General features: G+C 59.2%; 19 protein-coding genes and 1 pseudogene. 12 read left to right on the top strand and 8 right to left on the bottom strand.

Features of this window, described 5'->3' with window-relative positions:
- Positions 1-11: 11 nt before the first annotated feature.
- A complete protein-coding gene (locus V1289_RS30580; protein WP_334401477.1) occupies positions 12-263 on the bottom strand; it encodes a helix-turn-helix domain-containing protein in 252 nt (83 codons plus the stop codon).
- Between the two features lie 53 nt (positions 264-316).
- On the opposite strand from V1289_RS30580, the gene V1289_RS30575 reads away from it, so the two are divergent.
- From V1289_RS30575 to V1289_RS30545, 8 genes are all read left to right on the top strand, one after another.
- On the top strand, positions 317-889 hold the full coding sequence (locus V1289_RS30575; RefSeq protein WP_334401475.1) for a DUF4339 domain-containing protein: 573 nt from the start codon (positions 317-319) through the stop codon (positions 887-889).
- A gap of 1 nt (position 890) precedes the next feature.
- Positions 891-1,325 carry a superinfection immunity protein gene (locus V1289_RS30570; RefSeq protein WP_334401473.1) on the top strand — a complete coding sequence of 145 codons (435 nt, stop codon included), beginning with the start codon at positions 891-893 and terminating at the stop codon, positions 1,323-1,325.
- A 48-nt stretch (positions 1,326-1,373) separates the two neighbouring features.
- Positions 1,374-2,135: a PP2C family protein-serine/threonine phosphatase gene (locus tag V1289_RS30565; protein ID WP_334401471.1), complete on the top strand. Its 762-nt coding sequence runs from the start codon at positions 1,374-1,376 to the stop codon at positions 2,133-2,135.
- Positions 2,136-2,598: 463 nt separating this feature from the next.
- Entirely contained in the window at positions 2,599-2,844 is a 246-nt protein-coding gene (locus V1289_RS30560; RefSeq protein ID WP_334401469.1) for a DUF3489 domain-containing protein, read from the top strand.
- A gap of 4 nt (positions 2,845-2,848) precedes the next feature.
- Positions 2,849-3,358 (top strand): DUF2924 domain-containing protein, encoded by a 510-nt coding sequence (locus V1289_RS30555; RefSeq protein WP_334401467.1) that lies wholly within the window; start codon positions 2,849-2,851, stop codon positions 3,356-3,358.
- Entirely contained in the window at positions 3,355-4,974 is a 1,620-nt protein-coding gene (locus V1289_RS30550) for a recombinase family protein (RefSeq protein ID WP_334401465.1), read from the top strand. Before V1289_RS30555 ends, V1289_RS30550 begins: the two co-directional genes overlap by 4 nt.
- Positions 4,975-5,498: 524 nt before the next feature.
- Complete coding sequence (tnpA, locus tag V1289_RS49900) at positions 5,499-5,822, top strand: IS66 family insertion sequence element accessory protein TnpA (RefSeq protein ID WP_442896093.1); 324 nt, start codon at positions 5,499-5,501, stop codon at positions 5,820-5,822.
- Between the two features lie 51 nt (positions 5,823-5,873).
- Positions 5,874-6,116: a hypothetical protein gene (locus V1289_RS30545; RefSeq protein ID WP_334401463.1), complete on the top strand. Its 243-nt coding sequence runs from the start codon at positions 5,874-5,876 to the stop codon at positions 6,114-6,116.
- A 447-nt stretch (positions 6,117-6,563) separates the two neighbouring features.
- Here the strand turns inward: V1289_RS30545 and V1289_RS30540 are convergent, their stop codons facing one another.
- Both V1289_RS30540 and V1289_RS30535 read right to left on the bottom strand, forming a co-directional pair.
- Positions 6,564-7,535, bottom strand: a complete 972-nt coding sequence (locus V1289_RS30540) for an alpha/beta fold hydrolase (protein ID WP_442896206.1) — start codon at positions 7,533-7,535, stop codon at positions 6,564-6,566.
- A gap of 50 nt (positions 7,536-7,585) precedes the next feature.
- On the bottom strand, positions 7,586-8,824 hold the full coding sequence (locus V1289_RS30535; protein ID WP_334401459.1) for an MFS transporter: 1,239 nt from the start codon (positions 8,822-8,824) through the stop codon (positions 7,586-7,588).
- A gap of 100 nt (positions 8,825-8,924) precedes the next feature.
- Here V1289_RS30535 and V1289_RS30530 point away from each other — a divergent pair, with 100 nt between their 5' ends.
- The gene (locus tag V1289_RS30530) at positions 8,925-9,833 is read left to right on the top strand and encodes a LysR family transcriptional regulator (protein ID WP_334401457.1); all 909 of its coding nucleotides are present in this window, start codon (positions 8,925-8,927) and stop codon (positions 9,831-9,833) included.
- A gap of 293 nt (positions 9,834-10,126) precedes the next feature.
- Positions 10,127-10,252: pseudogene (locus V1289_RS30525) on the top strand (WD40 repeat domain-containing protein); the annotation flags it as partial.
- Positions 10,253-10,808: 556 nt separating this feature from the next.
- On the opposite strand, the gene ltrA reads toward V1289_RS30525, so the two are convergent.
- The 3 genes from ltrA to V1289_RS30510 form a co-directional block, all read right to left on the bottom strand.
- Positions 10,809-12,341, bottom strand: coding sequence for a group II intron reverse transcriptase/maturase (gene ltrA / locus V1289_RS30520; RefSeq protein WP_442896092.1), 1,533 nt, complete (start codon positions 12,339-12,341; stop codon positions 10,809-10,811).
- A 410-nt stretch (positions 12,342-12,751) separates the two neighbouring features.
- Entirely contained in the window at positions 12,752-12,970 is a 219-nt protein-coding gene (locus tag V1289_RS30515; protein WP_334401454.1) for an ATP-binding protein, read from the bottom strand.
- Between the two features lie 123 nt (positions 12,971-13,093).
- Positions 13,094-14,044 carry a LysR family transcriptional regulator gene (locus V1289_RS30510; RefSeq protein ID WP_334401452.1) on the bottom strand — a complete coding sequence of 317 codons (951 nt, stop codon included), beginning with the start codon at positions 14,042-14,044 and terminating at the stop codon, positions 13,094-13,096.
- A 99-nt stretch (positions 14,045-14,143) separates the two neighbouring features.
- Here V1289_RS30510 and V1289_RS30505 point away from each other — a divergent pair, with 99 nt between their 5' ends.
- On the top strand, positions 14,144-15,160 hold the full coding sequence (locus V1289_RS30505) for an NADP-dependent oxidoreductase (protein WP_334401450.1): 1,017 nt from the start codon (positions 14,144-14,146) through the stop codon (positions 15,158-15,160).
- Positions 15,161-15,923: 763 nt separating this feature from the next.
- Positions 15,924-16,607: an integrase core domain-containing protein gene (locus tag V1289_RS30500; protein ID WP_334401448.1), complete on the top strand. Its 684-nt coding sequence runs from the start codon at positions 15,924-15,926 to the stop codon at positions 16,605-16,607.
- 373 nt (positions 16,608-16,980) lie between these two features.
- Here the strand turns inward: V1289_RS30500 and V1289_RS30495 are convergent, their stop codons facing one another.
- Both V1289_RS30495 and V1289_RS30490 read right to left on the bottom strand, forming a co-directional pair.
- Positions 16,981-17,919, bottom strand: a complete 939-nt coding sequence (locus V1289_RS30495) for an acetamidase/formamidase family protein (RefSeq protein ID WP_334401447.1) — start codon at positions 17,917-17,919, stop codon at positions 16,981-16,983.
- Between the two features lie 30 nt (positions 17,920-17,949).
- Complete coding sequence (locus V1289_RS30490) at positions 17,950-18,642, bottom strand: ATP-binding cassette domain-containing protein (RefSeq protein ID WP_334401445.1); 693 nt, start codon at positions 18,640-18,642, stop codon at positions 17,950-17,952.
- Positions 18,643-18,644: the final 2 nt, after the last annotated feature.

Here is an 18,644-nt window from a genome sequence, read left to right as displayed (position 1 = left end):
GGCGACGATCCTCACTTCTTTTTGCGCCCTTTTCGAAGGGTCGCCGGAGGCTTTTCACCCTGCTTGGGCGCCAACAGCAATTCGGCCGCCGCTACCTCCAAGGCGGTAGCGAGCCGATCCAGGGTTTCGACGCTGGGATTTTCGACCCCGCGCTCGATGCGGCCGACGTAAGAGCGGTCAACACCGGCGTCCACCGCCAATGCCTCCTGAGACAAAGCGCGCTTCACGCGAAGCCGGGCTGAGGCGAAAGATCGGCTGCCCATGGATGAACCCTTCAACGACATTCTTGGAAGCCCACGAGGAAGCTGGGGCAATAATGAGCGAGACAACGACGAGCGACGACGCGTGGTTCTATGCGCAGCACGGCCAGCGTATAGGACCCGTACCTGCCGACAAGCTACGCGAACTCTTGGCAGCCCAGACGATCGACGGCGAGACACCGATCTGGCGTAAAGGACTGGCTGACTGGCAGCCGCTGCACGCGACAGAAATCGGGGCGCAGCTCAAGGATACCCCGCCGCCGATCTCCGCAAACCATGTCAACAACGGCTTGGTATGGGCACTCGCCTTCGCGCCGATCGCGTATTTGTTCGTTGATATCGCACTACTTAATTATCAGAACAGCCATCCTGCAGACGACACGTTCTTCGAGGCATTTCTATCGCCTCTCACCTGGCTCGTCCCGGTATTGACGAACGGAGCACTGTGCCTTGTCGACGCGGAGCAACTCAAGCGCGCCGGCTACAGCTCCGGATGGATGACGCTCTTCGCCCTGCTGTTGGCGCCCGTCTACCTCTTCGTACGCGCGCAACGCCTGCGCCAGACGCCGAGCTACGGCTTCCTCTGGATCGCATCGTTCATCGTCTCGATAATATTGCGGGCGGCGTAACATGCATCCAGCTTCTCCAGCTCCGTCGGACGACACCGCTCTCATAATCTTCCTAGGAATAGGTTTTCTCATTGTCGGCATCATCTACATTATGCCGAGCATCGTGGCATTCCGCCGCGACCATCCGAACCGTTGGATTATCGCTCTCATCAATATTGTCTTCGGAAGCACCATCATCGGCTGGGGAATCGCAATGATCTGGGCGATGCGGGCGGCTCACCGGGTTGGCTCTGCGAGCAGCGGCGGCGAGTCGGGGTTAAACCTCTTCGTCAATGACGTAAGGAAGGTTCAGCTCGTCGAGCCACCACCGCTGCCTCAAACATCCGCCGTTCAAGAGCTGGAACGCCTTCATGACCTCCTAGTCCGGGGCGCGCTTTCCCAGGTTGAATTCGACGGCCTGAAGGCCAAACTGCTGGGCGGCGCTCCATCACCATAAGAAGGTGGACGCTAATCGAAGCTGAGCTATCCCAGTGAGGCATTGGACATGACGGGCTGGACCATAGCCGCCTTCACCCATCGCGGTCGCGTGCGTCCGGCGAACGAGGACGCCATCTCCATCGATACCCGTGTCCTGACTAGCGACATGAACGCGCCTATCGTCATGACGACACCGGGCAATGGCTGCCTCCTGATGGTCGCGGACGGCATGGGAGGCCACGCGCAGGGCGCGATGGCCAGCCGTGCGGTGCTCGACTATCTGGTTGCAGCCGCCGACCGGATTTCAAATCCGGAATCATGCGCGGAGGCAATCGAGGACGCCAATCAACATCTGTACGCGCTGATGCAGCAGCACGAAGCTGCCCTTGGCATGGGGACAACGTTGGTCGGGGCGTTCCTAACTCCCACCGCGCTGCTGACCTTTAACGTCGGCGACAGCCGCTGCTACCTCTTCAGTGCAGGCCGGCTCATTCAGCTCAGCCACGACGATGTCGCCATCGAAGGAGACAACCGCTCAGGCCATCGCAGGTCGCATGCCATCACCCAAGCACTCGGCGGCTCTTCGTTTCCAATTGCCATCGAGCCCCACACCAATGTCGATGCGCCGCTTGGACCCCAAGAAGCCCTGCTGCTATGCAGCGACGGACTCACCGACATGGTGGACGATAGTGAAATCGGGCACGCTCTGAGTGTCGCCAACGATCCCATCCGAGCTGTGCGTGACCTCGCCGGAAAGGCTTTCAGCGCCGGGGGCCGAGACAACGTCTCTCTGATCGTCGCAAGAAGCTCGATTACCCGGACGCCATGACATAAACGACCGGCAAGAACTTCACCGACAGCGCTCTTTTCCCGCCACATAGGGAATATGGGCTGAAGTATGGGCCGACAAACCGTCGGATGGGGAAAGCACTGATAAATAAGGATTTTTGGGCCTACATGGCGGAGAGAGTGGGATTCAAACCCACGATACGGAAGGCAGGATTTTGGGCCCTTCCAGTGACTATTTGCTCAGAAATGACTGGCTTTCGTCCTTGATCGGAGCGTTGCTGTTGGCGACTTGGAACGGCTGAGGCCGGCTTCGGGGTCTTGCCCTGCCGGGAGTTTTGCCCGGGCGGGGCTGAGTTGGTGCGGCGGATGGCGTCGCACGAACCTCAGAGGATCCCATGACCAAACCCAAATCGAAGCTAAAGGCTGCGGCCCGCTCCACTTCACGATCCACCAGTAAGTTTAGGTCTCGCACTCGGCTGGCGCCTTCATCTTCAAAGACGGCGATGCGGCCCGACACTAAGCACGCCCGCATCCTTGTGATGCTGCGGATGCCGGCGGGAACGACGATCGCCGCGATCATGACCGCCACGCATTGGCAGCAACATTCGGTGCGCGGCTTTCTCGCTGGTGTTGTGCGCAAGAAGCTCGGTCTCAATCTGGTTTCCGAACAGACCGACAAGGGACGAGTCTACCGCATCAAGGATGGCAAGGCTACGTCCACCGCCGATCGCGTAAAGCAGGCGGCATAATGCGATGTTGGAGAAGCGTCACAGCGGTCGCACCTCGACCAAAACTTCCATTGGAGACGAGATCGCGCATCTGCGCGGTCTCGATCTCAAAGGTCTTCGTTCACGATGGCAGAGCGTATTTCAGAGACCGCCGCCCGATCACCTGCCCCGGCATTTAATGTTCGCAATTATCGCCTATCGGATTCAAGCCGACCGCTTGGGCGATTTAGATCATGAGACTGGGCAGGTGCTTGATCGGACGGACGCAAAGGACACCGGCGCGAAGATGTCCGCGCGTCTCGTCAGCTTCGATCAGAAGCGGACCGAACTAACACCGGGAACTGTGTTGGTACGAGAGTGGGATCGTCGATCGCAACGGGTGATGGTGATAGCTGACGGTTTTGCCTGGAACGGCCAGACCTATGACAGTCTCTCCAAGCTTGCCTTCGCGATCACCGGAACCAAGTGGAACGGTCCGCGCTTTTTTGGCCTGAGGGATAAAGAAGATCGGTTAGACGCAAAGGCTCGATCATGAAGGCTCCTTCGATCAGGCCCGTTCGCTGTGCGATCTATACCCGGGTCTCAACCGACCATGGGCTCGACCAGGAGTTCAACTCACTGGACGCCCAGTATGATGCTGCATCAGCTTATATAAAGAGTCAGGCCCATGCCGGCTGGACCCTGATCCGGTCGCGATATGATGACGGCGGATATTCCGGTGGATCCACCGATCGCCCCGACCTGCAGAGATTGCTGGACGATATCCGCTCTCGGAAGCTTGATGTTATTGTCGTCTACAAGGTCGATCGCCTGACGCGATCGCTGGCCGACTTTGCCAAGCTGGTGGAACTGTTCGATGCACATGGCGTGTCGTTCGTCTCGGTCACCCAGCAGTTCAACACCACGACTTCGATGGGCCGGCTGACGCTCAACGTGCTTCTGTCCTTCGCCCAGTTCGAGAGGGAGGTCACTTCCGAGCGCATCCGCGACAAAATTGCTGCCTCTAAACGAAAGGGCCTGTGGGTCGGCGGTCCCCTCCCCCTCGGCTATCACATGAAGGACGACAAGATTGCCGTCGTCGAGGGCGAGGCAGAGCAGGTCCGCCTGATCTACCGACGCTACCTCGAACTCGGCGGCGTCAACGCACTGGTGCGAGACCTCCGGGAGCGGGATATCCGAACCAAATCTAGACTGCTCGCGACCGGTGCCACCCGCGGGGGTATTCTCTTCGGCCGTGGCTCGCTGTTCTACCTGCTGCGCAATCGCTTTTATGTGGGTGAAGTCAAATACAAGGACGAGATCCTGCCCGGCGAACAGCCGGCGATCATGGATCGTGCGCTATTTGATGCGGTCCAGCAAAAGCTCACGAATCAGTGGACCACCCGATCCACGACGCGGAACGCGAGCGACCATCTGTTGACCGGACTTTTGTTCGACGATGTCGGTCATCGCATGGTTCCGACCCATGCAACCAAGGCCGGCGTTCGCTATCGCTATTACGTCTCGCTCCCGCACCTGCATGGAGAATCCAAAACGGCATCAGTCGGGTCGATCTCCCGTGTTCCGGCGACCGACATCGAAAGCATCATCGTTAAGTCTCTCAATGAACATCTGATCGCTCAGAAGGAGAAGCGGGCCTCCAGCCTAACTCACGTTAGAGATAGCAAAGCGGCCTTGGAGCAGGTCGCGCGTATCGATGTGTATGAGGATCGTCTAGCTGTTCGGTTGAAGTCAGCAGACGACGAAGAGATATCTAACGCGGGCGACGGCTATTTACTCTCTATCCCGTGGCAGAAGCCGCCCTCCAGGAGATCCAGGCAGATTCTTATCCCACACGGCATGCCCAAAAGTGAAATCCGCCCAACGCGGATCGAACGTCGCGCGCGCCTCGTCAGCGCCATCGCCCGAGGTCGTCGCTGGCTTGACGAAATCGTTTCGGGCTCCGTGACTGACGTTCAGCAGATCGCGACACGTCAAAAATGCAGCGTGCGCCAGGTCAACATGACGATCTCACTCGCGTTCCTTGCACCAGCTCTTGTGCGGGCCGCGGTCGAAGGTCGTTTGCCACGTGGCATTGGAGTCGAGCGGTTGCGTGATGCGCCAGCCGAATGGAGTCGGCAGTTCGAAGCCCTTGGATTAAATCCGCGATAACTACGGCCGGGCTCGAAACGACGCGCTTTTGGCCTCCCAAGACTCCCAAAATTCCCGGCAGCCGACCGGCATTGGCCGTCAAAACCCTGCCGCGGGGAACGGAATTTTTGGATGCAGAGACTGGAGGCTAAAAATCGGCCTGAGAGACCGCAAGGGTCACCGGAGACCGAAAGAGTGGAACGATACCGGCGAAAATCCCCACAGAAACGGCCTATCGGGAGTCGCCGCCGGGATTTGCGGTTTCGTAGGACTGGATGGTGGTGTGCGCAGTCGGATACGAACCGGTCTCCGGTGGCAATTCCCTGCTAACAGGGAAATTAACAGGGAATTTTATGATTTTCGGGTTTTTGGAGGCGATATCAGTACGAAAAACCCCTGTGCCGCAGTCACTTCTCGGCAAATTCCCTACGCAAATTAACAGGGAAAATATTGCAAGGAACAGGGAATTTTTTGCTGGTTTCAGGGAATTTAGGTAGGCGTCCATTTCTTGCACGGTAAGCGTTGATTTCTCACACACTTGTTTGATGTCCCGCGGGCGCGATCTGTTCTCCCTTTCGATTTACAGATGGAGGAGAGCGAGATGGCGAGCGAGATCCGATCATGGAGGTGCCCAGGGTGAGGTCTTCTGGCGGACGCACCACGAGGCGTGGAAGCGCAGCGACTTAAATCAACGGCAGTATTGCGAGGCGGAAGGCATCCCGCTCAAGGCCTTTGGCAACTGGCGGGCGAAGTTCAAAGCCGAGCCACAGCCGCCCGAGCGCAAGTTGCCTTACCGGCGTCGAGGATTAAGTCCCCCCTTAAGTCCGCCGTTTAGTCACCTGTCATTGTCGGAAACTCAATCCGGCTAGCAAGCGAGGCGATGCTCTTAATTGATGAGAGATGTTTGCAGCCTGATCTGGTTGGCGCTGATCGGATTGTTCCGGTCACGAGCGTCGCTGCAAGCAGAGATCTTAACGTTTCGTCATCAACTCAACGTGCTGCGGCGTAAATCGCCGCAGCGACTGACCTTCACCAGCATCGACCGTCTGGTATTTGCCGGGTTGTACCGGCTGGCACCTGGCGTGCTGGCCGCTTTGAAGATCGTCAGGCCGGAGACTGTGATCCGCTGGCATCGCGCCGGCTTCCGAGCGTATTGGCGCTAGAAATCAAGACCGCGCAGTGGCCGTCCAAAGACCCCGCTGGAAATCCGTCAGCTCATTCGCGAGATCAGTCTCGCCAACCCATTATGGGGCGCACCACGGCTTCATGGCGAGCTTCTCAAGCTCGGCATCGATGTCGGACAGATCGTCGTGTTCGGCGAGCGGCATCTTCGCCATCTGCTGCGATCTTACGCGACCTACTATAACGCGGCTCGCACGCACCTTTCACTCAACAAGGACGCGCCGTCGCCGCGAACAGTACATGCCGTTGGTCGCATTGTGCCTACGCCATTTCTTGACGGACTTCATCATCTGTATGTGCGAGTCTGATTTCCGACAGGCACAGGCAGTTGAAGCGTTCGGCCGTTAGCCAAGATGACTCCCAAACATGCGGGCGTCTGGACATTCGAAGAGCGGCACAGGTCGTCCACATTGTAGCCGGCGCAAGCTTCAGGGGTTCGAGATGCCCGCAAGCAGCGCTTTGTCGAATCGTTCGGGATCGGACATCTGCGGCGCGTGGCCGAGGTCAGGAAATTCGACGAGCTTGGCGCCGCGGATGGCCTTTGCGGCCGCCTTCCCCAATTCGGGATAATTGCCGAGCTTGGGTCGAAGCTCGGGCGGCGCCAGATCCTTGCCCACCGCCGTGGTGTCCTTTTGCCCGATCATGAGCAAGGTCGGGACCGAGATATCACCGAACCGGTAGAGCACCGGCTGGGTCATGATCATGTCGTACAAAAGCGCCGAGTCCCAGGCGACCGGCTCCTTGCCCGGCCCGCGGTTTAGACCGGCGAGCATCTGTACCCAGCGCTCATAGCGGTCCTGCCACTCGCCCGCATAATAGGTCGACTTCTCATACGCCCGGATCGCGTCGGCGTTCGTTGTCAACTCGCGCGCGTACCATTGGTCGACCGAGGTTAGAGGGACACCCTTCGCGTACCAGTCCTCAAGCCCGAGGGGATTGACCATGACCAATTGGCTAACGTCCTTCGGATAAAGCAGCGCGTAGTGGGCCGCCAGCATGCCGCCCGTCGAATGGCCGACAACGACCGGCTTCTCCACGCCGAGTTTGGCAAGTAGCGCATGCGTGTTTCCGGCGAGCTCCCTGAATGTGAACTGATAAACGACAGGCTTGGACGATTTGCAGAACCCGATCTGATCTGGCGCGACGACGCGATAGCCAGCCGCCACAAGATCCTTGATTGTCGGCTCCCAGGTCGCGGAACAGAAATTCTTGCCGTGCAGCAGGACGACCGTCCGTCCGTTCGGATGGTCCGGCTTTACGTCGAGATAAGCCATCTGGAGCGATTGGCGCTCGGAGGTAAAGCTGAAGCGCTCGACCGGGAACGGATAGTCAAATCCTTCCAGCTCTGGCCCATAGGCCGGCCCCTCCTCCGATTGCTGCTGGCCGGACGCAGCGCCCATGACCAGGGCCGAAAGCGCCAGGCCCGCGAGAATAGTCCAGATCCTGAAATTCATGATGTTCCCGCACAGTCTAAAAGATTTGCAGCCCGGCTGACATCTTCTAGCAATGAAGGTGCAGAGCTATCTTGAGAGCGTGGACGTTTTGATGTGGGGCCCTCTCGGAGCGCTAGCGCCATCACCAATCCTATGGCAGCCATGGTAGCCCCAAGAAGTGAGACTGCCGGATATCCGAGGACCTTATCGATCACCACGCCGCCAAGCACTGCCCCGACTGCATTGCCCAGGTTAAATGCGCCGATATTCATGGCAGAGGCGAGGTTCGGCGCGTCTGCCGCGTGCGACATCACTTTGAGCTGCAGTGGTGGTACCAGTGCGAAACCCGCGGCACCCCAAAGAAAGATCAGAATTGCGGTCGGTATCGGCCACTGCATGCTGCCCGCGAACAAGATGAGGAGCAAGATTAGTGCGCCGAGGGTAGCGAATAGCGTGCGATCCACTGAACGATCGGCGAAACGCCCGCCCAACCAATTTCCGGCCGTCAGTCCAATGCCGTAGACGACTAGCATTGCAGTAATGAAGACCGTGGAGGCATGTGTTTCGGAGCGTAGGATTGGGGCGATGTAGGTGAAGACGGTAAACATTGCGCTCGAGCCAACTACGGTTACTGCCAGTGCGGCAAGCACGGGCCTTCGTGTGAGCACTCGGAGTTCGGAGCGCATGTCAGCATCGGCATCGGTTGGAATGTTTGGCAATGCTAGCCGCAGTGATGCCATTGCAACCAAGCCAAGGCCTCCGATTGCCCAGAAAACGGACCGCCAACCGAAGATTTCACCTGCCCAGGTCGCCAAAGGCACGCCACCAACGTTGGCGATCGTCAGTCCCATAAACATCGCAGCGACCGCGCCAGCGCGCCGGTGGGGCGGCACCACGCTCGCGGCGACAATCGAGCCGACACCAAAAAAGGCTCCATGATTGAATGCAGTGAGGATCCGGGCCGCAAGCAACATAGTATAGTCGTGTGAGAGCGCGGCGAGAATGTTGCCTGCCGTGAAAATGCCCATGAGGCTGACCAGCAACATGCGCCGCGGCATTTTTCCCGTCGTGAGCGTCATTAAAGGCGCTCCAACCAGCACGCCGAACGCATACGCGCTGACAAGCAGGCCGGCCGTTGGAATCGACACACCCAGATCTGTGGCAATGACCGGTAGCATTCCCATCGGCGCGAATTCGGTCACGCCGATACCGAATGCCCCGATCGCCAGGGCGAGAATGGGCGGATTGATCTTCATGCGTTCGATCTCCTTCGGCTTTTGCACAAGTCATATGGAGATGCCGCTTTTCCTTCAGTAGACTGCCGTAAAGTCACACATCTTTGCGTAGGATTCACAAATGGCGCGAGAACTGGCAGATATCTCGGGAGAGATGGAAGTATTTAACGCGGTTGTGCGGACCGGCAGTCTCTCTGGTGCGGCACGAGCGCTAGATCTGACGCCGTCTGCTGTTAGCCGGATCATCACGCGAATTGAGGCGCGTCTTGGTGTGCGCCTGATCGTCCGGACCACGCGAAGCTTGATTTTGACGCCCGAAGGAGAGGGGTATCATCGTGCAGCGCGGCGTATTCTTGCCGACATGACCGAGGCTGAAGCTAGCATTGCGGATCAGGCGGCGCCCAAAGGGCGAATTAGGGTGAGTGCGGCGTTGGGCCATGGTCGCCGGTCAGTCGTGCCTCTACTCGGGGGCTTCGTCGAGCGCTATCCAGGCATCCTTGTCGACCTCAGCCTTACCGACGTTCTCGCAGACGTTCTCGGCGGCCAGGCAGATATAGCAATCCGCTTTGGGCCGCTTCTTGACAGTCCATTGACCGCTCGCAAGCTGGGCTCCAACGGTCGGACCATTGTTGCTTCACCTGCTTACTTGTCTAGGGCAGGCGTCCCCCGATCACCTGAAGACCTGCTTGAACACAATTGTCTCAACTTCAACTTTCGCCGCGCGGAACCGATTTGGCCGTTTAGACGCGATGGTGCGGATTTTGAGCTCACGGTTAGTGGGAACGTTGAAGCCAACAATGGCGAGACGCTGGTCCATCTCGCGCAACAGGGAGTAGGTATCGCGCGCGTTGGCAGCTTTCATGTTGAGGATGACATCGTCGAAGGCCGATTGGTGAGGCTTCTTGATTCTTTCAATCCTGGTGACACTGAAGAGATCAACGCTGTGTTTGTCGGCGGCGGCATCATGCCAGCGCGCGTTCGCGTCTTTGTTGACTACCTCGTTGAGCACATGGCTAAATCCAGCGGTTGATCGCGATCAAAGGGATGTGATCATCTGGAGGGATGTCGCGTTGATCGCAACAGGGGTCCTCCTTGCAGTACTGCATTCGCATTCACCTATGACATCTACTTGGAAGAACCTAGTTGGGATGGCGCGGAAGGGATGCGCTACGTCGGGAGAGGTTCAACACGCCCTCCTTGGCCGCACGAAGGCTCGCCCTTGCGGCGAGCTCGCCCTCAACAAGCGCCTGCGCATAGGGAAGGAAGGAAAACGAGCGGCGGATAGAGATCGATCTTCGGGTGCTCGCGCGTAACCCGAGATGCGAGCCGGCGATGCATGGCTGGCGGCTGGCCGATAACCGGCATATGCGGATGAGCGGTTATCCCGGCCGCGTCCGTTCGATGTCGTGGAGCGCGGGCGGCAAGGGCCTCGCCACCTCCGGCTCCGAGAAATCGCATATCAGCGCTGGCCGATCGCCAATCGACCATGAACAGTCGCTCAATTCCAGCACCACGGAGGGCGGCAACGAGACTGTGTCCAGCTGCAAGGTCGGCTATAGCGGCTCCATGCAGCGCGAGCGGTGTGCACAGCAGGGTGGGAACGCCGCTTTCGGCAATGGTAAAGTCACGTAGCCGGACTGCTTGCAGCTCGAGCGCGATCTTGCTTGGCGTTGCTCCTTCCGGCTCTTGCGGAAGGCGCAAGCCATCAGCTTCGCCTGAGAGTTCCAGGAAATGTGCCGCTATGGACGACGCAGTTTCAGCGGCTGATGCAGCGACGAGCGCCGGCCAGAAGAACGCCGCATACGGGAATTGACCTCCTAGATACTGATCCATTTGATAAATGCCCGGTTCGTCCCTTCCTGCCTTGAGCTAGGTCGAGTTCACCCCAGGAACAAGCCTGGAATGACGTGGACGCCAACGGACAGTAAGATTCGCGACATGTCTCAGTTGGGTCATTCGCGTCGGTTTGCAGATGCGCCGATCACTTTCGCGGTAGGGACGCGAGTTACCTCGCGCCCCCCGCACAGATCCGTACGGGCCCAATTCGGGCATACGGCTCCCACCTTGGATGTCTAACGGCGAAGCGCCTCGCTGGCCACGGATGAAGGATTCGCGGTTTCGGGAGCCAGTCGTCTGCCAACCGCTTGATCCGCTCCCAGGTCGTCCAGTCTTTCTGGCTCCGCTGCCGTAGCGTGCGCCGCCAGAGATTGGTAACGTGGAATAGGAACGCGGTCAGGGTCGAACTGTTTGTCGGCACCGCGTGGTAGTTGAAGTAGCCGGTGACGACCTGCTGCAACCATCTTCCCTGCTGGGGAATTGGCTGATGCATGCTCCGTCGCAATTCCTGTTTGATGGCTTGCAGCTTCGCCTGCATGCGGTCCCGCCGGGACTTCCGTTTGATTTGGAATTTGCCCCGACGAGTTTTGCTGCAGATAAAGATGAAGCCCAGGAAGGTGAAGGTCTCCGGTTTGCCGAGCCCGCGCCGCTTGCGGTTTTCCGCCGCGAAGCGTCCAAACTCGATCAGCCGGGTCTTCTCCGAATGAAGCGACAGTGCAAACTCCTGTAACCGCTTACGCATCTCGTCGAGGAAGCGACGGGCGTCGGTCTCGTGCTCGAAACCAACAATGAGGTCGTCGGCGTAGCGCACGATGATCATATTGCCCGCAGCCTCACGCCGTCGCCAGCGCTCGGCCCAGAGGTCGAAAACGTAGTGTAAGTAGAGATTGGCCAGAAGCGGTGAGATCACCGATCCCTGCCCGGTCCCCTTGTCACTGACCGTCACGATCCCGTCTTCCAGGACGCCTGCCTTGAGCCATTTCTGGATCAGGCGGATGATACGTCGGTCGCCGACGCGATGTTCCACAAACTTGATGAGCCACTCCTGGCTCACCGTGTCGAAGAACGAGCGGATGTCGGCGTCCAGTATCCAGTTCACCTTTGTGCTGGTGATCCCGACCACGAGCGCATCCATCGCATCGTGCGTGCTGCGTCCGGTTCGGAACCCATATGAGAACCCGAGGAAATCTTCCTCGTAGATCGCGCTCAGCACCGCAGCCGTCGCCCTCTGGACGATCTTGTCCTCAAGGGCGGCGACCGCGATCGGGCGTTGCCGACCATCCGGCTTGGGTATGTAAACCCGCCGTGACGGCAGTGCCCGATACGCTCCCCGATGGACGCGAGCATGCAGGTCCTCAAGATTGCGCTCAAGGTGCTGCTCGTAATCCCGCCATGTCAGCCCATCCACTCCAGCTGCAGCATTCTCCTTGAGTTCAGAGAATGCCTCTGCGAGGTGATCAATACTGACGTGATGGAAGAGCGCGGTGAACTTCTCCTTCTTCCTTTGCCCTGCAACTTGCCGTATGCGATCCAGCGCCTGTGACACGGTTCCCCGGTACTGAGCCCGGCCCGTGCTTTGCTGACTCACATTCCCCTCGGCCCCCGCCCTTGGCTCCACCAACTCCGCAGCCGATTGCCCGGCTTTGTTCGTTGGCTTCACAGCTACTATGGCGGGGTCAGACTTCTCATGATCGTACATCATCGGCTACGGCTCCTCGCCTTCCCGACACGGACCAGTGCTGCACGCATGCGACGCTGGCCGACCATGAGATCTCCCGGTTCCCAAGCAAAGAGCGTGCGCACATGCCAGTGTCTAAGACCACGCCGGGCCGTCTGGGCGCTCGCGTTATCGCGCCCATCCGTGTTGCCTTCCGTCACCGGAACGACGTCGGCACCCAGGATGAGGGTACTTTCGCGGCTCAATGGCTGGCCTATGCGCTCCCCTGTCAACGCTTCGCCAATACCCTCACGGGTACTGGCGCATGACTCGGGGTCGATGCGGTTCGCTACTCCTTCATCGTGATGGACTTGCACCATCTACTCCTTGCCGGTCTCCCGGCGCACTCCGGTCTTCCCCCATGAACAGACATCGGCAGGATCGGTCGGGATGTCTCAAAAGTGCCAACAAGCGACATACTCGATCACGATCCGTCCGCTCAGGTGGAAGGAAGTAAACTGAAAGAGAGCCCCTTGCGGTTCGCGCTTGATCGCCCACAGCTGTCCGCCGTGGGCTTCGATGATGGCGTGGCAGATAGATAGGCCCACATCCATGCCCTCGGGCTTGGTCGTGTAGAATGGCTCTATCAGGCGCGAGAGGCTCTCCGCGCTCAACCGCCATCTTGGACGCCGGACGCGGGGCCTTGGCCACGTTTGCAAGAATGAATTGGAGCGGCCCGGAATCCGAGGGTGGAGTACTCCCGGGACGAACTGTAACCCTGAAAGCGTTGCGCGCTATCAATTGAGCATCCAAGGCGGTCGCCGAAATCGCTCGGAAATCCAATCCACGAAGCTCCGCGTCTTTCCTGCCGTGAAACGGACCGAGGGGCGTATGATCTGGATCGCGCCTTCTCCTTCGACTGTCCAATCGGTCAGGATCGACACAAGTTGGCCTTCTGCACGCTCGGACGCGGCCAGCCAATCAGAGCACATGACGATGCCTGCTCCAGATATTGCCGCGGTGACGAGGCTTTGAGCATCGTCTGTGCTCAACGGTCCACTGACCATGACGGACGAAATGCGTTTCCCTTTTCTGAAGCGCCACTCGGGATGGCTGGCCAGCCGCGTGAAGCTCAAGCAGGCGTGATTGGCGAGATCGTCTGGCGTCACCGGAGTCCCTCGAGCAGCCAGATAGGAGGGCGCGGCGCAAATCAGCCGTTGGTGGCCCGCGATTCGTTTTGCCACTAGCCGACTGTCACGCAATTCGCCAAGGCGGATGGCAACATCAAAACCCTCGGCGACAATATCGACATAGCGATCGGCGTATTCCGCTTCTATCGCCACCTCGGGATGCGCAGCGAGAAACTCAGGTAGCATCGGCGCTATCCATAGACGCCCAAAGGCGGCGGGCAGCGCCAATCGCAATTTTCCTGTGACCGATCCGCTTGTGCCGGTTGCTTCAGCCTCGGCTTCCTTCATCGCGGCTGTTGCCGCTCTCATTTGCTCGTAAAAACGCAGGCCGGCGCCGGTCGGATTCACATGCCGGGTTGATCGCTCCAACAAACGTGCTCCCAGGCTGGTCTCGAGCGCACTTATTCGCCTGGAGATGATTGACGCGTCGCGCCCCACAACCCGCGCGGCTGCTGTGAAACTTCCCATCTCCACGACCGCCAGGAAGGCAGCAATCTCGTCCATTCTGGTGCCGTCCATTGATGCTCTCAACGCAAGAATATGGTTCGCATAATCCATATTATCACAGGCCTTGCAGGAATATATCGGACTCAGGATGACCCGCTGCCAGCTTTAGCGGCAGTCCCTCGTGGCCCCGTTTTGAGGAAGACCTAGCCGATGACCAATCTCCGCCGCTCGATTGTCCTGAAGAATCGCCCGAAAGGGTTGCCCGCGCTTCAGGACTTCCTCCTGGAAACCGACGCAGTGCCCGAACCCGGCGCGGGCGAGGTGCTGACGCGCACGCTTTGGCTGTCGCTCGATCCCGGGATGCGAGTCCGGATGAACGAAACAAAGACATATGCGGCACGGGCCGAAATCGGCGCTCCGATGCCGGGGGAGACGGTCGGACAGGTCATCGCATCCAGAAACCCGCGCTTCTCCCCGGGGCAAGTCGTGGTCGGCGGGCGGGGCTGGCAGAGCCATATCGTCACATCAGGCCATGCGCTGGTGGTATTGCCGCCTGGTGTGCCGCCTTCGACCTATCTGGGGGTGCTGGGAATGCCCGGTACGACGGCCTATTCGGGCATGAAGGATATTGGTCAACCAAAGCCAGGCGAGACGGTTGTGGTTTCCGCTGCCTCTGGCGCCGTGGGGTCGGTCGCTGGCCAGCTTGCCAAGAGAGCAGGCGCGCGCGCCATTGGAATCGCGGGAGGCGCTGACAAATGCAGGTTTGTCTGCGAGCAACTGGGGTTCGACGATTGTATCGACCACCGCGCTGTCGATGACCTGCCGGCTGCATTGAAGCGGGCATGTCCCGACGGTATCGACGTTTACTTTGAGAATGTTGGCGGCGACGTTCAACTGGCGGTGCTTCCCCTGATGAATACTTTCGGTCGCATGATCATGTGCGGCATGGCGGCCGAGTACAGCGATACGATACCCCGACCAGGTCCAAACCTCGGCTCGACATTTCTTAAACGGCTTCGGATCCAGGGATTCATCTGCGGCGACCATCCTGAATATTATGCGGAATGGCGCGCTTTGGCGGCCCCATGGATCGCCGAAGGTAGTCTGCGCTATCGCGAAGACATCGTGGATGGTTTGGAGAATGCGTACGAGGCGTTCATCGCAATGCTAACTGGCCGCAACTTCGGGAAGACATTAGTTCGCGTCGCAGAGCCTGAAGCAGCCTGAACAAATTGGCGATCGGAGCCTTTGAGACAAAGTTGGCAGGCCAGAAGGAACATTGCAGCCATAATTTTTTGGCCGAGTTTGCGCTTGTGCAACAATGCATCTGTCGGAGTCATTTCATTGGTTGACCTCTCCTTGAAAGCATCACAATGCGCTCCGATACGTCCTTGGGACGAATGCGGCATTCGCAACCGGCTTAGGGAGCTGTGACCGCATTTCTCATGCGATCGATCGGCCCGTCGCCCATTACCTGATAGGCAATGCTAACGTCGTCGCTTGGTGGGTAGCAGATCTCGGTAATTGGAAATCGGTCATTGCGCCAACCTCGGAACCGATCCCATCGGTCGCCGCCGGAATATCCGAGATCAACCCCCTGTGTGTACCGAAAACCTTATTCGAGTTGATGACGTGATGGAATCGCCTAAGCTGGCGGAATGATCGGGCTGTTCTGTTTCGCTCTGGCCGTCCTGGCCTCGCCATTCAAGTCGAAGTTGCGGCTTGAAGCCGAGAACGCGGTGCTTCGACATCAGTTGAATGTCTTGAGGCGCAGGCTGCATGGTCGCGTCCGGCTCACGAACCATGATCGCTGGTTCTTTGTCCAGCTGTACCGCTGATTTCCATCAATCCTGCAGGTTCTCGCAGTCCTCCGGCCCGAGACGCTCGTGCGTTGGCACAGGGCCGGCTTTCGCTGCTACTGGCGTTGGAAGTCGCGCCCATTGGGAGGGCGACCGCAGATCGACACGGAACTGCGCGCATTGTCCGGCGGATGAGCGTCGAAAACCCGCTTTGGGGCGCGCCGCGCATCCACGGCGAACTGCTCAAGCTCGGATTTGAGATCGCTCAGTCGAGCGTCGCCAAGTACATGGTCAAGCGACGGGCGCCACCCAGCCAGGGATGGCGGACTTTCTTGCGTAACCACGCGCCGGACATTGCCGCCATGGACCTGTTCGTTGTTCCAACCATCGGTTTCGACCTGCTCTATGCCTTCGTCATTGTCCGGCTGGATCGCAGAGACCTCGCCTGGATCAGCGTCACAACACATCCGACCGCAGAATGGGTTGCGCGCCAGATCACAGAAGCATTCCCGTGGAATGAAGCTCCACGCTACATGATCCGCGACCGGGATCGCATCTATGGTGCCCTCGTCACTCGCCGATTGCGCGCCATGGGCATCCGGGACAAGCCCACCGCACCGGCCTCACCTTGGCAGAACGGGTTCGCCGAACGGTTGATCGGATCGATTCGCCGCGAGTGCCTGGATCATATCGTCGTTTTGGGTGAGGCCCATCTGCGACGGATCCTGCGATCTTACGCACGCTATTATAACGACATCAGAACGCACCGGTCGTTGGACAAAGACGCGCCGGCTGTTCGCCCGGTTCAGCGCGCCGGAAGCCTAAAAACGTTCCCCGTCCTCGGCGGTCTCCATCACCGCTACCTCAGGGGTTAGGTTTTCGGTACGCACAGGTATAGAGAGCAAGTCCGCTTTGCACCCATGAGCAGACGTCGCCAATGCCGGGTGTCAGGTCCGTAAGGTGCCAAAAGCGGAAGTGACCTTCGGTTAGAATTTTTGCGAAAGACCCGCATACTGTCTTCGGTTGCTGTGCTCGCGCCACGATTGGCCATAGGGCTACGCCTCCAAGCACTTGAAATAAATCGCGCCGTCGCTTACGTCCCCACTCGTACGTTCGTGATGAACGGGTGGACTGTACAGTCTTGATGCTGTGCTAGCCATCAACCCTATGGGTGCGGTCTTTCTACGCACCCAGAGCGGCGCGGAAATCGCGCGTTCGGCGCCAAGCGAGCAACATATTTTCCGCTTCTCACAAATAGGATTTCGGCAACAGCATGTGAATGCCCTTGTTGCCGTCGACCAGTTGCGTGACACGAAGATTGCCGGCGAGCGAACACAGCATATAGGCCTGATTGCGCGACAGGTTGGTGCGTTCGCAGATATGCTTGATCATTTCGCGGACCGCCTGCTTGGCGGCGTCGTCCAGATCCTCGTCGAGGCCGATCGACATCAAATGGGTGGCGCTCTCAGCGAACGGCCATGACAGGTCCATGTCCTTGCGAACCGTGAGGCGGAATGTCCCGGTCACGCCGGTCTCGAGCGCGGTGATGCACACCTCGCCATCGCCTTGCACGCCATGCCCGTCGCCGGCAAAAAAAAGTGCGCCTTCGTTGAATATCGGCAGGTACAGCGTCGTCCCGGGACGAAGTTCCTTGTTGTCCATGTTGCCGCCGAAGCTGCGCGGCACCGGCGAGCCGCAACGTCCCCAGGCCGGCGGGGGCGCGGTGGCGATAATGCCGAAAAACGGATCGAGAGGAATTTCCAGCCCCCACGGCATCACGCAGACATTGCGATCATGGTCGACCTTGGGATGGATGGTTTCATATTCGGTGAACTCGTCCGGCAGCGTGCCGAGCAGCGGCAAAATCGACACGAAGCCCCAATCCTGTCGCACCTTCACGCTGATGATGTCGACCTGAAGGACGTCACCGGGTTTCGCCCCTTTGACGTAAACCGGCCCGGTGATGAAATGAGGTCCCGGGCCCTGAACCAACGTATCGAGGGCCGCCAGATAGTCGGCCGGAACCAGGCTTCGATCTTCCGGCAGCGTTTCCTTGCCGCCGGCGGGGAAGGAATGCAGCGTGACCGTGTCGCCGGATGCGATCTCAAGCACCGGCGGCGTGGCGCTGTCGATATAGCCCCAAACCATATTTTCGGGAGACGAGGAAATTTCGTGGCGGCGCGACATGGGTTGGCTCCGTTGATGGGGTTTGATCGGTCAGATGGCGATGTAGCGGGACAGCAGTTCACGACTGGAAGATTCGGTGCGCCCCGCTTCTGCGACGCTTCCACGCGAAAGCACCACGAAGGCGTCGGCGAGACTGAACGCGAAGTCGAGATATTGCTCGACCAGAAGCAGGGAGATCTTGCCCTTGAAAGAGGTCAGCACATCCTTGATGGCTGCGACGAGATTGGGCTGGATACCCTCGGTGGGTTCGTCGAGAATCAGAAGGCTTGGACGGGTGACCAGCGCGCGGGCGATGGCGAGTTGCTGTTGCTGCCCGCCGGACAGCGCGCCGCCTGGACGCCGCCACATCTGCTTCAACACCGGAAACAGGGCGATGGTCTCCTCCAGCGTCGCCGTGCCGAACGTGCCGTGAGCCCGCGCCGCGGCCTCGATGTTCTCGCCGACGGTCAATTCGGAGAAAATTTCGCGACCCTGCGGCACGTAAGCCAGCCCCGCCGCCGAGCGCCGGTGCGAAGACCATGCCGATATCTCGGTCTCATCGACCAACACGCGGCCCCGCGTCACCGGAAGCACACCCATCAGGCATTTCAGCAGCGTGGTTTTTCCGGCTCCGTTGCGGCCAAGCACGGCCAGGCATTCGCCCGGTATGATCTCGAAGCCAACCTGGCGCAGCACCTGCGCGCTGCCGTAATGCTGATCCAGGCTCTCGACGCGAAATCGCATGA

It is taken from the genome of Bradyrhizobium sp. AZCC 2289 (assembly GCF_036924615.1).
GTDB lineage: Bacteria > Pseudomonadota > Alphaproteobacteria > Rhizobiales > Xanthobacteraceae > Bradyrhizobium.
Note: the sequence above shows the minus strand (reverse complement) of the source record. Positions and strands in the feature narration are given on the sequence as shown.

What these genes read in the sequence shown, in the direction of transcription:
- V1289_RS30570 (WP_334401473.1), top strand. Translation starts at nt 891, where the DNA reads ATGCATCCAGCTTCTCCAGCTCCGTCGGACGACACCGCTCTCATAATC.
- V1289_RS30555 (WP_334401467.1), top strand. Translation starts at nt 2,849, where the DNA reads ATGTTGGAGAAGCGTCACAGCGGTCGCACCTCGACCAAAACTTCCATT.
- V1289_RS30560 (WP_334401469.1), top strand. Translation starts at nt 2,599, where the DNA reads ATGCGGCCCGACACTAAGCACGCCCGCATCCTTGTGATGCTGCGGATG.
- V1289_RS30580 (WP_334401477.1), bottom strand. Translation starts at nt 263, where the DNA reads ATGGGCAGCCGATCTTTCGCCTCAGCCCGGCTTCGCGTGAAGCGCGCT.
- V1289_RS30550 (WP_334401465.1), top strand. Translation starts at nt 3,355, where the DNA reads ATGAAGGCTCCTTCGATCAGGCCCGTTCGCTGTGCGATCTATACCCGG.
- V1289_RS30540 (WP_442896206.1), bottom strand. Translation starts at nt 7,535, where the DNA reads ATGGGCGCTGCGTCCGGCCAGCAGCAATCGGAGGAGGGGCCGGCCTAT.
- V1289_RS30500 (WP_334401448.1), top strand. Translation starts at nt 15,924, where the DNA reads ATGAGCGTCGAAAACCCGCTTTGGGGCGCGCCGCGCATCCACGGCGAA.
- V1289_RS30535 (WP_334401459.1), bottom strand. Translation starts at nt 8,824, where the DNA reads ATGAAGATCAATCCGCCCATTCTCGCCCTGGCGATCGGGGCATTCGGT.
- V1289_RS30575 (WP_334401475.1), top strand. Translation starts at nt 317, where the DNA reads ATGAGCGAGACAACGACGAGCGACGACGCGTGGTTCTATGCGCAGCAC.
- tnpA (WP_442896093.1), top strand. Translation starts at nt 5,499, where the DNA reads ATGTCCCGCGGGCGCGATCTGTTCTCCCTTTCGATTTACAGATGGAGG.
- V1289_RS30495 (WP_334401447.1), bottom strand. Translation starts at nt 17,919, where the DNA reads ATGTCGCGCCGCCACGAAATTTCCTCGTCTCCCGAAAATATGGTTTGG.
- V1289_RS30565 (WP_334401471.1), top strand. Translation starts at nt 1,374, where the DNA reads ATGACGGGCTGGACCATAGCCGCCTTCACCCATCGCGGTCGCGTGCGT.
- V1289_RS30510 (WP_334401452.1), bottom strand. Translation starts at nt 14,044, where the DNA reads ATGGATTATGCGAACCATATTCTTGCGTTGAGAGCATCAATGGACGGC.
- V1289_RS30505 (WP_334401450.1), top strand. Translation starts at nt 14,144, where the DNA reads ATGACCAATCTCCGCCGCTCGATTGTCCTGAAGAATCGCCCGAAAGGG.
- V1289_RS30490 (WP_334401445.1), bottom strand. Translation starts at nt 18,642, where the DNA reads ATGCGATTTCGCGTCGAGAGCCTGGATCAGCATTACGGCAGCGCGCAG.
- V1289_RS30530 (WP_334401457.1), top strand. Translation starts at nt 8,925, where the DNA reads ATGGCGCGAGAACTGGCAGATATCTCGGGAGAGATGGAAGTATTTAAC.
- ltrA (WP_442896092.1), bottom strand. Translation starts at nt 12,341, where the DNA reads ATGATGTACGATCATGAGAAGTCTGACCCCGCCATAGTAGCTGTGAAG.